This window comes from Pseudomonas sp. SP16.1, from assembly GCF_052682975.1.
Window position 1 is genome coordinate 1,003,192 of sequence record NZ_JBQYFZ010000001.1, and the last position, 13,127, is coordinate 1,016,318.

The 13,127-nt window shown below is 61.8% G+C and carries 10 protein-coding genes and 1 pseudogene; 2 read left to right on the plus strand and 9 right to left on the minus strand.

Translation table 11 applies throughout. The annotated features are described in order from the left end of the window. Positions 1-31: 31 nt before the first annotated feature. Together ACUTAF_RS05030 and ACUTAF_RS05035 are read left to right on the plus strand one after the other, a co-directional pair. Entirely contained in the window at positions 32-307 is a 276-nt protein-coding gene (locus tag ACUTAF_RS05030) for a radical SAM protein (protein WP_445578944.1), read from the plus strand. A 126-nt stretch (positions 308-433) separates the two neighbouring features. Continuing rightward, complete coding sequence (locus ACUTAF_RS05035) at positions 434-847, plus strand: DUF3641 domain-containing protein (RefSeq protein ID WP_445578945.1); 414 nt, start codon at positions 434-436, stop codon at positions 845-847. On the opposite strand, the gene ACUTAF_RS05040 is transcribed toward ACUTAF_RS05035, so the two are convergent. From ACUTAF_RS05040 to ACUTAF_RS05080, 9 genes and pseudogenes are all read right to left on the minus strand, one after another. After that, positions 774-1,913, minus strand: a complete 1,140-nt coding sequence (locus tag ACUTAF_RS05040; protein ID WP_445578946.1) for a diguanylate cyclase domain-containing protein — start codon at positions 1,911-1,913, stop codon at positions 774-776. The genes ACUTAF_RS05035 and ACUTAF_RS05040 overlap by 74 nt on opposite strands. Then, the gene (locus ACUTAF_RS05045) at positions 1,867-3,072 is read right to left on the minus strand and encodes a CHASE domain-containing protein (protein ID WP_445578947.1); all 1,206 of its coding nucleotides are present in this window, start codon (positions 3,070-3,072) and stop codon (positions 1,867-1,869) included. The genes ACUTAF_RS05040 and ACUTAF_RS05045 overlap by 47 nt, the downstream gene beginning before the upstream one ends. Positions 3,073-3,563: 491 nt before the next feature. Further along, positions 3,564-6,554, minus strand: a complete 2,991-nt coding sequence (locus tag ACUTAF_RS05050) for an EAL domain-containing protein (protein ID WP_445578948.1) — start codon at positions 6,552-6,554, stop codon at positions 3,564-3,566. A gap of 145 nt (positions 6,555-6,699) precedes the next feature. Then, positions 6,700-7,215: pseudogene (locus ACUTAF_RS05055) on the minus strand (methyl-accepting chemotaxis protein); the annotation flags it as partial. A gap of 240 nt (positions 7,216-7,455) precedes the next feature. Next, a complete protein-coding gene (locus ACUTAF_RS05060; RefSeq protein WP_445578949.1) occupies positions 7,456-8,382 on the minus strand; it encodes a LysR family transcriptional regulator in 927 nt (308 codons plus the stop codon). Between the two features lie 13 nt (positions 8,383-8,395). Then, positions 8,396-9,595 carry an MFS transporter gene (locus ACUTAF_RS05065; RefSeq protein ID WP_445578950.1) on the minus strand — a complete coding sequence of 400 codons (1,200 nt, stop codon included), beginning with the start codon at positions 9,593-9,595 and terminating at the stop codon, positions 8,396-8,398. Between the two features lie 85 nt (positions 9,596-9,680). Continuing rightward, positions 9,681-11,534 carry an asparagine synthase (glutamine-hydrolyzing) gene (asnB, locus tag ACUTAF_RS05070; RefSeq protein WP_445578951.1) on the minus strand — a complete coding sequence of 618 codons (1,854 nt, stop codon included), beginning with the start codon at positions 11,532-11,534 and terminating at the stop codon, positions 9,681-9,683. A 22-nt stretch (positions 11,535-11,556) separates the two neighbouring features. Further along, complete coding sequence (locus ACUTAF_RS05075; protein WP_445578952.1) at positions 11,557-12,627, minus strand: Gfo/Idh/MocA family oxidoreductase; 1,071 nt, start codon at positions 12,625-12,627, stop codon at positions 11,557-11,559. Then, positions 12,624-13,127, minus strand: coding sequence for a GNAT family N-acetyltransferase (locus ACUTAF_RS05080; protein WP_445578953.1), 504 nt, complete (start codon positions 13,125-13,127; stop codon positions 12,624-12,626). Before ACUTAF_RS05080 ends, ACUTAF_RS05075 begins: the two co-directional genes overlap by 4 nt.

Here is a 13,127-nt window from a genome sequence, read left to right on the forward strand (position 1 = left end):
GAGAGTATCCCAAGAGTCTGAGTCGCCATGCATGCCAGCGCTGCTGGTCAGCCTGACCTATCAGTGCAGCCAGCGCTGCCTGCATTGCCATGTGAACGCCGGACCAAACCGAAAAGAGGCCATGACCGACGAGAGCCTGGTTTTGCTGCATCGGGTGATCGACGCTCACTCGGTGCAGACCCTGGACCTGACGAGGGGCGCGCCCGAGATGCATCCGCGCTTTCGCGAGGTCGTCAGCCACGCGCGGCGGGAGGGGGTGCGTGATCGGCCGTTGCAACCTCACCATTCTCAGCGAACCAGGCTATGAAGGCGTGGCAGACTTTCTTGCCTTGCAGGAGGTGGAAGTCACTGCGTCCTTATCCTGTTATTCGTGGAATAACGTTGACAAACAGCGCGGCGACGGCGTGTTCTATGCGAGCATCGGGGCTTGCATATGCTCAACTATCTCGGCTATGGCCGAGAGGGCAGCAGGCTTATCCTTAACCTCGTGTACAACCCACAGGGCCACAGTCTGCCGCCTGCGCAGACGCAGCTCGAAGCAGACTACAAGGTTCACCTGGCGGAGGACTTTGACATTGTCTTCAAACATCTGCTGACTGTCGCCAATCAGCCGATTGCCCGTTTCGGCAGCACCCTGGTCAGCACGGGGACGTTCGGCGCCTACATGCAGTTGCTGCGTAACAGCTACCGTCCGGAGAGCCTCGAAGCGGCCATGTGCAGGAGCCTGGTCAGTGTCGACTGGCAGGGCTACTTCTACGACTGCGACTTCATGTTTATACGGATGCAAACCGGTAGCCGTTCCGGCCGGCGCGCTTGGCGGTATAGAGAGCCTGGTCTGATACCTTGATCCATTGGTCGGCATTCAGGCCATGCTGGAACAATGCTACACCAATGCTGGTACTCACGTTCAGCCTAAGCTCGCCGACAACAAAAGGCTCCTTCATTACTGCGATGATTTTTTCAGCCACTATCTTGACCGAATCCGAGTTCGGAACACCGCAAAGCAACAAAATAAATTCGTCTCCCCCTAGTCGGGCAAGCAAGTCACTTGATCTCAATACGTCAGAAATACGGCGAGCGAATTCTTGAATGACTTTGTCTCCCACATCGTGTCCGTAGGTGTCATTGATGCCTTTGAATTTATCGATATCGAAATACATCAGCGCCATGATGCGTGGGTTACGCAATTGCTCAATTAGGACGTTTTCCAGCGTGTGATAGAAGTAGGCTCTGTTGGCCAGGCCAGTCAAGCTGTCGTAGTTGGCGCGCTTAAATAGCTCGACTTCGGTTTCTTTGCGTTCGGTAATGTCATCAAAGACGCAAAGAATATTCTCGATTTCGCCCTCTAAGGCGGTCAGGGGTAACATACTGACCTCCAGCCACAGTTGACGACCGTCGGCCTGTATGGCGAGCTCCCGATGTTTGAGGAGAGGCTCCCGGGTTTGTATTAAAAGTTCACTGTCGCGCAACAGGGTTTGCGTATGTTCGCTCCATGGCATGTCCCGGTCGCTCTTGCCGGCGAGTTGCTGAATGTTTCCCACTTCGATGAATTCCAACAGCCTGCGGTTGCCTCCCTGGTAAACGCCAGTGCTGTCTTTCCAGAAAACCAGCTGAGGGATGTTGTCTAGCACCAATTGTAATGTCTGGCGAGATCGATGCAGCTCTTGCTCGATACGTTTTTTCTCGGTGATGTTTTTGGCAATGCCTAGGATGCTGACCACTTTTCCATCGACACGAAGGGGAACGAGCACGACCGACAGATCTTTTTCGACTCCCGCTGAAGTTTGTACCAGGTTATGGTAGGAAACCGCTTTCCCGCGAAGCGCCTGTTTGAAATGTGCTCGAGTGATACGTGCGTTTTCAGGGTCAAGAAAAGCCTCTGCCGAAACTCCGATCAATCCTTCGCGCGACACTCCAAGCTGTCTTGCAGTTTCCGCATTGGCGGCAGTAATTCGGCGGTTTCGATCCAGTGACGGCAAAGGGGTGATTTTCAAAGAACGAAGAAAACTCTTCTGCCTGCCCTGCATCTTCCTCAAGCGCTTTATAATGTCGGCGAAAACGTAAGCCGATATAGCCGCACAGCAAGCTTAGTATAATGCCGGAAAATATTGTGCCGATATGCGGAATTAGCCAGTCGCCGAAGCTCTTAGATTCATTTTGATAAAGAAAGAGCTGCCAGCTGCGTCCTCCAAAATCGAGAAAACCCTCATGTTTCAATGGCAGCATGGGAGCTTGGGACAAACGGTGGACAGTTCGATCGCCGTCATAGATGAGGGCGCCGTATCGCGAGGCCCCATCGAAGACTTCTATATCGAACTTTTTCTTTACGGGGGCGCGGTCGAAGCGCTCGAATAGTTCGTAAACATTCACAATGGAAAACACGAAACCCGTCAGCCTCTCCGGTTGCCGGCTGGAACCATTGGTATGCGGGGCTACACCATAAACCGGGCTAAAAAGCACGACGATGGCTTTATCTGTCCTGTCTTTTACCGCTTTGTGCCGAGCCGTTGCGCGTGACTTGCCTGAAATTGCCGAGTCGCTCATCGCCAGGTTCCGCTCACTGATCGAGGCGTAGTCAAAACCTCTGAGCTGTGCGGGGCGCTCGGGTTGTTTCGGATTGACCGCATATGCCAATGGATAGCTATGGGGCGCCGTATGCTGCTGCCCCCAAACCCGGTAATTGGAGAACTGCTTGCGCATGGCGGCTTCGAAGGAGGGGATCTCTGCGGAGGGCACCCGCGGCACATAGCCAACAGAGTTCAGACCGGGTAAGCGGTCAAAGAAGTTGGATGACTTTACATATTGCTGGAAGGATTGATCGTTCACAGAGTCGCTGGCGGTTATAAATGCCGCGAGGCTTTCGTTCGTGGCTCGATAATTGTCAAGCAACTGCTGCAAGTCGTCGTTGATCGCCAGGGCGGTTTGCTGCAAATCATTGTTCTGCTGAAGCCGCTCGTCGAGAAATAATTTGTACAGGGCATTTGCCAGTATTGCCAGGCCTGCCATAACTATCGAGGAAAATATCAGCGCTTGTATCAAGCGCTCTTTTGTTTCGCCGCTTTGTGTATTCATCGACGCCCTCGAGTCTGAACTTCACGGGTAGAAATATGAAGCAAGATGAGCCAAAGAGTTTGGTTCGAATATCTCTTGGTGGGGCGGCCGCAGCTCGTCGGCGCTGAAAGAGACCAAAGCGCCGAACTATCCATTTTCCCGCATGTTTCACTGTCCTGGGTCCGGCGCCAGCCATTCCAGCATCCCAGGTGCGACACCGTTGGTTGGCAACCATTACGAGTTGACAGCACCACCGAAGTGTTCGCGAGCGCCGATAAGCCACAGCCCGAAGGAGCCAGGCTGCTATTGAAGCGCGCCATAGGGAACATGCCGATCTCGGCCAGCCCCTTTGCCGGTCCAGGCAAGCACGACCTGCTAAGCGGCGTTCAGAATGCTGCGCGAAGTGGCAATGTGCCAGATGGTTGCGCTCGGTACGATTGTGCGACTCATCGGAGTTACGCAGGGACCGCACGGCCCCCCTCGGGCTCAGTCGATCGGGCAGTGCTCGGTTGTCATTGCTCCTGTGTAGCCAGCATTTGGCATATGGCTTCGGTGAATGCATCCGCAGGTAGCGGGCGGCCGAACAAATAGCCTTGGAAAACCAGACAACCCTGGTCTATCAGGAAGTCGAGCTGGGCTTCGTTTTCCACTCCCTCGGCAATGACATCGAATTCCAGGCCGCCGCCCATGGCGATGATCGTCTGGACGACCATGGCATCGCGATGGTTCGTCGGCAAATTGTCGACAAATGATTTATCGATCTTCAATTGGTTCAGAGGCAGTTTGGTCAGGTAGTTGAGCGACGAATTTCCGGTGCCGAAGTCATCCAGGGAAATCGGGAAACCCTTTGCCTGAAGTTCACACAGCTTGGCAATGGAATCCCCGAAGTCGTCGATGGCCAGGCTTTCGGTAATCTCGAGCTTGAGCTTTTCGGGGCGTACCCCCGCCTTGTGCACCTCGGCGAGGATGTCGTCGACGAAGCGCTCGGATTTGAACTGTCGCGTACTGATATTCACGGCCAGGGTCAGGTGCCGCATGTCGTCCTGGCCTGCCCACTGCGCGAGCTGACGACAGGCGGCGGCCAACGCCCAGCGCCCCATCGGCTCGATCAGGCCGGTCTCTTCGGCGAGCGGAATGAATTCCGCCGGCGAAACGATTCCTCGCTGCGGATGCACCCAGCGCAACAACGCTTCCGCACCGATAGGGCGTCCCCAAGCGTCGACCTGCACCTGGTAGTGAAGCTCGAACTGCTGCTGATCGATAGCTTCGCGAAGTTCTTCGATGAGACTTCTGCGGCGATTGACTTCGACCTGCATCGCATCCTCGAAAAAGTACAGCCTGTTGCGCCCTCTGCTCTTGCTCTTGTACATCGCCAGCTCGGCCTGACGTAGAAGGGCATCGGAGTCTGCTTCGTGACCGAAATAGAGCGTCACGCCAATCGAGATGGTACAGACGAGTCGATGATCATCGAGGTTCATGGGGGCCCGGACAGCTTGCTGGATCGTTTCGGCCAGCGCCTGGGCCTGGGTGATGGCGCTATGCCTGTCGACTCCCAGGTGCTCCGCCATCAATACGAAGGTATCGCCGCTGAAGCGACACAGGGTGTCGCCGTCGCGAACGATCGAACGAATTCTTCGTGCGACTTCGACGAGTACCCTGTCCCCGCAGGCATGTCCAAGCGAATCGTTCACCTGTTGGAAGAGGTCCAGGTCCAGCATCATCACCACGCCGTATTCCCCCACTTCGGCGCTGTTTTCCAGGGCGTGGCCTATGCGATCCTCCATCAACAGGCGGTTCGGCAGGTTTGTCAGAGAGTCGAAAAGCTTGAGATGCTCGGCTAGCTTGAGCGCCTCTTTCTCCGTTGTGATGTCCTGCAGATTGGCGACGTAGCGCATCGTGCGGCCCTGTTCATCGGGTACCGCGGAGATCGACAGGTGCGCGGTATAGAGGTGGCCGTCGCGATGTCGATTGGTGATTTCGCCGTGCCAATGCCCGTTCCGGCTCAACGTCTCCCAGAGAGCCTGGTAAAAGGCCTGGTCGTGTACGTCGGACCTGAGAAGCCTGGGCGTCGCGCCAAGGGCCTCGTCCTGCGAATAGCCGGTGATGCGGGTGAAGGCCGCGTTCACACGCTCGATGGTGCCGTCGCCGTTGGTGATGATCTGCCCGTCGTGGCTCTCGAACGCCACTGCAGCGATCCTGCGCTCATGCTCATCGCGGCGCCGTTGGGTGATATCGCGTCCGACCGTCAGCACTCCCGTAGAGGCACCATTTGCATTCTGGACCTGAACCTTGGCTATCTCGAGCTCGCAAATCCTGCCATTCGGTACCGCGATGATCGTCTCGTACTGTTGCATATGGCCGCTGCGCTGAACTTCCTGATCCTTCGCATGGGCGCGATCGACATAATCCTTGTTGCCGAAGATCTCGCGATCGGTCTTGCCCAGAATCTGCTCGATCGGCAGGCCAATCAGTTGCTGGGCTGCGGTGTTGCAGGCCAGATAGACACCCTGCGGATCCTTGAGGGTCATGGCGTCCGGGCTGCTTTCGATGATGGTGCGCAGCAGCGCCTTCTCCAAGCGCAATTCCTCCGTTCTGTCCTTGAGTTCCTGGTGCTGCTGGTGCAGCTCGGCCGTTCTGCTTCGAACTGCTCGGCGCAGTCCCCAGATCCATAGGCCGGCGAGTGTTATCAGCACCAGTGCGGTGGACACCACCAGAAAGACGATGCGCAGGTACGGCTTGAACTCGAAAGGATGGGAAAACCATTTTTCACGCAGTTTTTCGCGTTCCTCTGCAGTGATCAGGTTCATGCCGCGATTGACGAGATCTAGAGTGGCCTGGTTGTCCCGGGTGACGGCCCAATGGAACTGTCCTTCGTATAGCTTGAACGCGCGGGCAAAGCGCAGGTGGTCCCGGTAAAGGTAGAGATAATAGCCCGCCGGCTCATCATCCATGCAGAACATCTTGATGCTGCCGGCTTTAGCCGCAGACAGGATGGCCTCGTAACTCGGATAGACCTCAAGGGTCGAGATGCCCAGGCTGGCGAGTTTGTCCATGCAGGCATCGCCATGCTGCACGCCGATGGTGAAGCCGGACAGGGAGCGAGCATCATGAATACCCTGGATCGACGTATCGACATAGATGCTCACCGGCAAGGTCGCGTAGGGCGATGAAAAGTCGAACAACTGCTCCCGGGCCGGGGTGCGAAAAAGCATGTCGATGACGTCGGCGTTGCCCTCCAGTACGGAGCGCTGCGCCTGCGCCCATTGCATTGCCTGCAGATCGACTCGGATGCCGGTCTTACGCTCCCAGAGCCGCCACAGGTCGACGATATAACCATCGACCCGGCCGTCCGCCCTCTGAATGACGTAGGGCGGGTAGTTGTTGTCGGTGACTACGCGCAGCGACTGTGGCGTACCCTGCGGGGCAGCGATTGCGGCCGCGAAAGGAAATGCGAACAAGCCGAGCAAGAGCCCGTGCACCTTGACGATGCCCATCAATCCCATGGTCTCGTTCCTATTGCCATTCCAATTATTCGAGCGGATCTATGAATAGCTTCTAAGTTCTCGATTTGATGCGTAGTGGTTGCCGTACTTCTTCCCGATCTGACTTTATTGCTGGACTGGCATGGCGTGCATGGGTATCCGCCACTCAGGTACTGAAACGGGCTACAAAGCTATTCAGCTCGACAGCCAGACGCGCCAGTTCTTGGCTGGCGGCGCTGGTCTGGTTGGCACCCGCGGCGGACTGCAGCGAGAGGTCGCGGATGTTCATCAGGTTGCGATCGACCTCTCGGGCGACCTGCGCCTGCTCTTCGGACGCGCTGGCGATCACCAGGTTGCGTTCGCTGATTTGACTGATGGCGTGAGCGATTTCCTCCTGCGCCTCGCTAGCGGCCTGTTCCGGTTCGAGCATAGCATGCGTCCGCTGGTTGCTCGTCTGTATGGACTGAACGGCCTTGTCGGCCCCCTGATGCACTGCCCGGATCATCTGTTGGATCTCCTGGGTCGACTGCTGAGTACGGTGCGCCAGGGCGCGAACCTCGTCGGCCACCATTGCGAAGCCCTGTCCCGCCTCGCACGCCTGGCCGCGTCGATAGCTGCGTTAAGCGCAAGCAGATTGTTTTTGCTCGGCGATGGAGCGAATCATGCCGAGCACCTTGCTGATCTCACGCACCTGAACGGCCAGCTGCACTACTGCCCCGGCAGTCGTGGCCACGTCCGTAGCCAGCAGGCCGATGGAGTCGACTGTTCGGATAAACTGCTGTCGTTCCCGTTGAGTGGTCACATCCGATTCGCGGGGCGCTTCACTCGGGATTCTCCGCAAGCGCTTCGGCCGACTCAAACGGCATCGGCTTTTCGCATGCGCTCAACAGCAGGGCAGTCAGCAGCAACGACATTTTCTTCATCAAGCGATCTCCTCTCGGGATGTGTGATCCGGCAGCAAAGCCTGGCTTTCAGCCGGACTCACCCGCCCGATAAACCGCGCCAATTGTTCGGTCGGTTCGCCTTCGCGCCGTATCAGGTAGGTGGTCAGCATCGCGGGGCAGCCGGCCAGCGGGCGGGCCACGACGTCCGGGTTGTTGAGCTCGGTGATGCGTGCCAGGCTGGAGAAGCCCAGGCCGTATCCCGCCGCCACCAGCGCCATCATCAGGTCCAGGGTGGGGACGCGGTCGGCGATGGTCAGCCGTGTATTCACGGCGCTCAGTACCCGCTGTAGTTGCTGCCAGAAGCCCTGGCACACCTGCGGATCGCAGAGCACCAGCGGGTAGCGCACCACCTCGTCGAGCGGCACGCGCCGATAAGTCAGCAGTGGGTGGCGGGCCGGCACTGCCACTACCAGCGGATCGAACCAGACTGGCTCGGCCACCAGGCCATCACCGATCTCGTCGGACTGTGCGAGCCCGATGTCGAACAGGTCATCGCTCAGGCCTCTGACCTGTTCGCTGAAGGTGACCTCCGACAGGCAGATCTCGACCTCCGGTTCATCCTCGCGGCACTGGGCGAGCAGGGCGGCTAGGCGTGCCTGGGGGATGCCGTCGGACAACGCGACGCGGATGCGCCCGCGGTAGCCGGCCGCCGCGCTCTTGACGCTGGCCTTGGCCTGGTCGACCACGGCGAGCACCCGGCGCGCTTCCTCCAGCATCACCTTGCCGGCCCAGGTCAGGCGCGTGCGCCGCGTGGTGCGCTCGAATAGCTGCACGCCCAGGCGGTACTCCAGCTCCTTGATGATCCGCGACAGGGGCGACTGCTCGATATGCAGGCGCGCGGCGGCACGTGCAAAATGCAGTTCTTCTGCAACGGCGATGAAACAGCGAAGGTGGCGCAGTTCCACGGCCTTTCCTCCGTCAGTTGTAGGGTTCGGCTTGCACGTCGCCGTTCCAGGTTGGCTGGCGACGCAGGTTGGCGATCTGCAGCAGAGCGCCTAGTGCGGCGACACTGCCGGCACTGGCGGCCAGGGTCCAGGTGGGCAGCTGCAACAGCAGCACGAAGCCACCCGCCGCGGCACCGATGGCGCTGCCCAGGTAGAGCGCCGACTCGTTCAGGGCGATGGCCAGGTTGCCGTCGCCCTGGGCCTGGCGCGCCAGGATCAGCTCGTTGTTCTGCGGCACCTGCAGCGCCCAGCCAACCGCGCCCCACAGGGCGATGGGCAGCATCACCAGCCAGGTGCTGAGGGCCGCCGCCAGCGGCAGCACGAACAGCGACACGGCGAGGATCAGCATGATGGCGAAGGTCAGCACCGGGCCCTTGATGCGATCCACCAGTGGGCCGATCAGGAAGCTGCCCAGCACGCCGCCGATACCCCAGACCCACAGGTAGGGGGTGACCGAACGCACCGCGCCGTAGGCCGGGTCAGCCAGCAGCGGGGCGATGAAGGTGTACATGCCCAGGCTGGCGATGGCGGCCAGCAGCGACACCAGCAGGATGACCAGTACATGGCCGTCGCCGAGGATCGCCAGCTTCTGGCCCAGCGTGGTGGCAGTGGCCGCCGGCAGGGAAGGGAGCTTCAGCAGCAGGCCGAAAAAGGCCACCAGGCCGAGCACAGTGACCAGCCACAGGGCGGCCTGCCAGCCCAGCTGTTCGGCGATCAGCAGGCTGAGCGGCACGCCCAGCACCACGCCGCTGGCCATGCCGCCCATGATGATGGCGATGGCCTTGCCGCGGCGTTCCGGGGTGGACACGGCGGCCGAGGCGCCGATGCCCATGGCCAGGTAGACGCCGGCGCCAATACCGGCGATGGCGCGCCAGACCATCAGCGCGGTGAAGCTCTCGGCCAACGCGCTGGCGGCGTTGGCGATGACGAACAGGCCCAGGGCCAGCAACAAGCCGGCGCGCTGACGATGCGCCGGGGTCAGGGCGACGAAGATCGGTGAACCCAGGCCGTAGGCCAGGGTGAAGGCAGTGACCAGCTGGGCGGCCACCGCGACGGAGACCGCGAACGAGGCCTCGATCATCGGGATCAGCCCGGCGGTGACGTAGGAGGCCATGCCGAGGGCAAAGGCCCCCAGCGCTATGAGGTAGATGGGTGATTGGTTGGGTGTGTGCATGCTCGGACTCGCTTGCGTTGCAAGAACGCGTGGGTGGTACAGCGGAGGGATGCGGCCCCGCACCGGGGCCGCATCCGGTTGGGGGCTAAAGTTCGAGGCTGACGTCGTACTCGCTCAGCCAGGTGTTGAGGCCGACCGCCAGCTCCATGCCCATGCGCTCGTACATGGGCGAGACGCTGCCGAGCGGCTTGGCCAGGGTTTGCTGGATACGGCCGCTGTCGAGCAGGGGCGTCACCGGCGCGTTGCGGTCCGCCTGGATGGCGGCCAGGGCGTCACGCAGCGCCTGCTCGTAGGCCGGGTCCTGGGTCGAGGGGTAGGGGCTCTTGACCCGCTCGCTGATCGACTCCGGCAGCAGGTCGCGGGTCGCCGCGCGCAGGATGCTTTTCTCCCGCCCGTCGAAGGCCTTCATCGCCCAGGGGATGTTGAAGGCGTACTCGACCAGGCGGTGGTCGCAGAAGGGCACCCGCACCTCGAGGCCGACGGCCATGCTCATGCGGTCCTTGCGGTCGAGCAGGGTCTGCACGAAGCGGGTCAGGTTGACGTAGCTCATCTGCCGCATGCGCTGGTCAACCGCGCTTTCGCCGGACAGTACCGGCGCCTCGGCGATGGCCTGGGCGTAGCTGTCGCGCAGGAAGCTGTGCATGTCGAGCTGGGTCAGCAGGCCCGGGTCGAACAGGGTCTTGCCGTCGAAGTACTTGCCGGTCACCGAGGTCAGCCAGGGGAAGGTATTGGCCTGGATCGCCTCCGGGTCGTGGAACCAGCGGTAGCCACCGAACACCTCGTCCGCGCTCTCGCCGGACAGGGCTACGGTCGAGTGCTGGCGCACCTCCTGGAACAGCCGGTAGAGCGACGGCCACATGTCGCCCCAGAACGCCGGCGGCAGGTCGAGGGCGCGGACAATCTGCGCCCGCAACGCCGGGTCGGCCAGCTCACGGCTGTCGAGGACGATCTCCTGGTGACTGGAGCGGATCTTCTCCACCAGGTCGCGCACGAAGGGTGCGTCCGGGGTGCCGCGTACGGCGTCGCCGGTGAAGCCGCTGCCGTGGTCGACGAAGTCGACGGAGAAGGAGCGGATGTTCTCCTTGCCGGCGGCCAGCAGCTTCTTCGACGCCAGCGCGGTGATGATCGAGGAGTCCAACCCGCCGGAGAGCAGGCTGCACAGCGGCACGTCGGCGACGATCTGGCGGTCGACGATGTCCTCCAGCAGGTCGCGGGTATGGCGGATGGTCTCGTCCAGCGAGTGGGCGTGCTCGCGCGCCTCGAGCTTCCAGTAGTGGCGGCGGCCCAGGCCCTGGCGGTTGATGCGCACGATCTCGCCCGGCATCACCTCGCGCATGCCGTCGAACACGGCATGGCCTGGCGTCTTCACCATTTCCAGGATCTCGCGCAGGCCATCGGCGCGCACCTTGCGCGGTACCAGTGGGTTGGCCAGCAACGCCTTGGGCTCGGAGCCGAACACCACGCCGTCCGCGGTGGGGAAGTAGTACAGTGGCTTGACGCCCATGCGGTCGCGGATCAGCAGCAGCTCCTGCGAACGCAGGTCCCAGATGGCGAAGGCATACATGCCGTTGAGCCGCTCGACGAAGGCCTCGCCCCATTCGACATAGGCGCGCAGCACCACCTCGGTGTCGCTGCGGGTTTCGAACTGGTGCCCGCTCCGCTGCAGCTCGGTACGCAGTTCGCGGAAGTTGTAGACCTCGCCGCTGTAGGTGATGGCGGCGACCTCGCGCGGGCCACCATGCAGGGCCGTCATCGGTTGGCGACCGCCCTCCAGGTCGATGATCGACAGGCGCCGATGGCCCAGGCCGACCGGGCCGTCGATCCACAGCCCGCCGGCATCCGGCCCGCGCCGGGCCATGGTGTCGGTCATGCGCTGCAGGGTGTCGCGCTGCGTTTCCAGGTTCTGGCTGTAGGACAGCCATCCAGCGATTCCACACATAGTCGTTCTCCTTGTGATTGGGTTACCCGAGGCTTTCCAGGTCGCTGTCCTCGGCCAGCAACACACGCCTCTCGCCATGGACGTAGCGCGCCGGTGCTGGGGTTTGGGCGTGGGTTTCCAGGTCGTTGAGCAGGCGCTGCAGCGCCGCGGCGGTGTCGAGGCCGGCGAAGGGCTGGCGGGGTGGCTCCTTGAGCGCCACGGCGCGCACCACCTGCCGGCACAGCCGCGAGAGCTTGTGCAGGGTGTCCAGCCCTGGCTCGTCGGGGGTGGTGACGAACTCGTGCAGCAGCTCCTCGGTGCCGTTGGCGCCGCGCGTCCAGATGCGCAACTGGTCGTGATCCCAGCGCGGGGTGTCGAACACCAGGCGCGCATGGATCAGTCGGGCGTCGCGGTCGACGAAGCTGAAATCCACGGTGCGCTGGCGCACGATGTTGACGAAGCTGGCGTAGCCGGTGACCCGCGCCTCGCCCAGGCTGGCGGTGAGCTGCACGGTGTCGAGTACCTCTGCGCCGGAGACCGAGAAATCCGAGCGCACGCCGAGCACGCCATCGAGCCGGAGCTGACCGGCGCGAGGGCAGATCCAGCCGAGCAGGTCCAGGGCATGGATCACCTCGCTGGTCACGCCGCAGGTGGGGCGGTAGTCGTTGATGCGGTCCTTGCCCCAGTGGAAGTTGGCGCGGACCAGTTGCCAGTCGTGACGCTCGACCCACTCACGCAACTGCTGGGTCGCGTCCGAATAGCGCTCCACCAGGTCCAAGGCAAAACCGCGTACCTGGTCCAGTGCACCGAGCAGTTCGTCTAGGTTGTCACCGGGCGTGACCAGCGGCTTCTCGCAGAGCACGAAGCCCTGGTAGCCGGCCAGCTGCTTGAGCACCGGCGCATGGCTGTGGTCGTTGACGCTGACCACGACGATGTCCGGCGCGAAGCCTTCCAGTGCGCGGGTGACGCTGTCGAAGTAGGGCAGCTCGGTCGTCTTCTGCTGGCGCCCGACATAGGCCAGCGACAGCGGCAGGCCAGTGCTCGTGGCGATATGCTCGAAGGCGCGGCGGTAGCGGTTGCCGGCGTAGCCCAGGCCGATGATCAGGATCTTCATGCCGAGGCCTCCTGACGGATCAGCAGGCGCTCGTCGCTGGCGACGAAGCCCAGGGCCTGGTAGAGCGTGCCCGCGGCCTCGGTGCTCTGCAGTACCACGCAGCCGACGCCGCGGTTGGCGAACCAGCGCAGCAGGTGCTGCATCAGCTGCCGGGCGATGCCGCGGCCCCGCCACTGCGGCTCCACTACCACCGACTGCACCCAGCCGGACAGGCCGTTGAGGCAGCCCGGCGCCGGCGCGCGCTGGTCGAGGATGGCGGTCGCGCAGCCCAGCACCTGGCCGGATTCCCTGTGCTCGGCGGCGAGGATCTGCACGCAGTCGCTCTCGCTCAGGCGGCTGCTCAGCCAGGTGCGGTAGGCCGCCCGCCAGCGAGCCGCGTCCTCCGGCGTTTTGCTCGAATAGCTGGCGGTGGTGCCGTCCAGCAGATACGCGCGCAGCTCCACCAGGCTGGCCAGGTCGGCCAAGGTCGCCGGACGCACGGTGAGGAAGGACTGATCCAT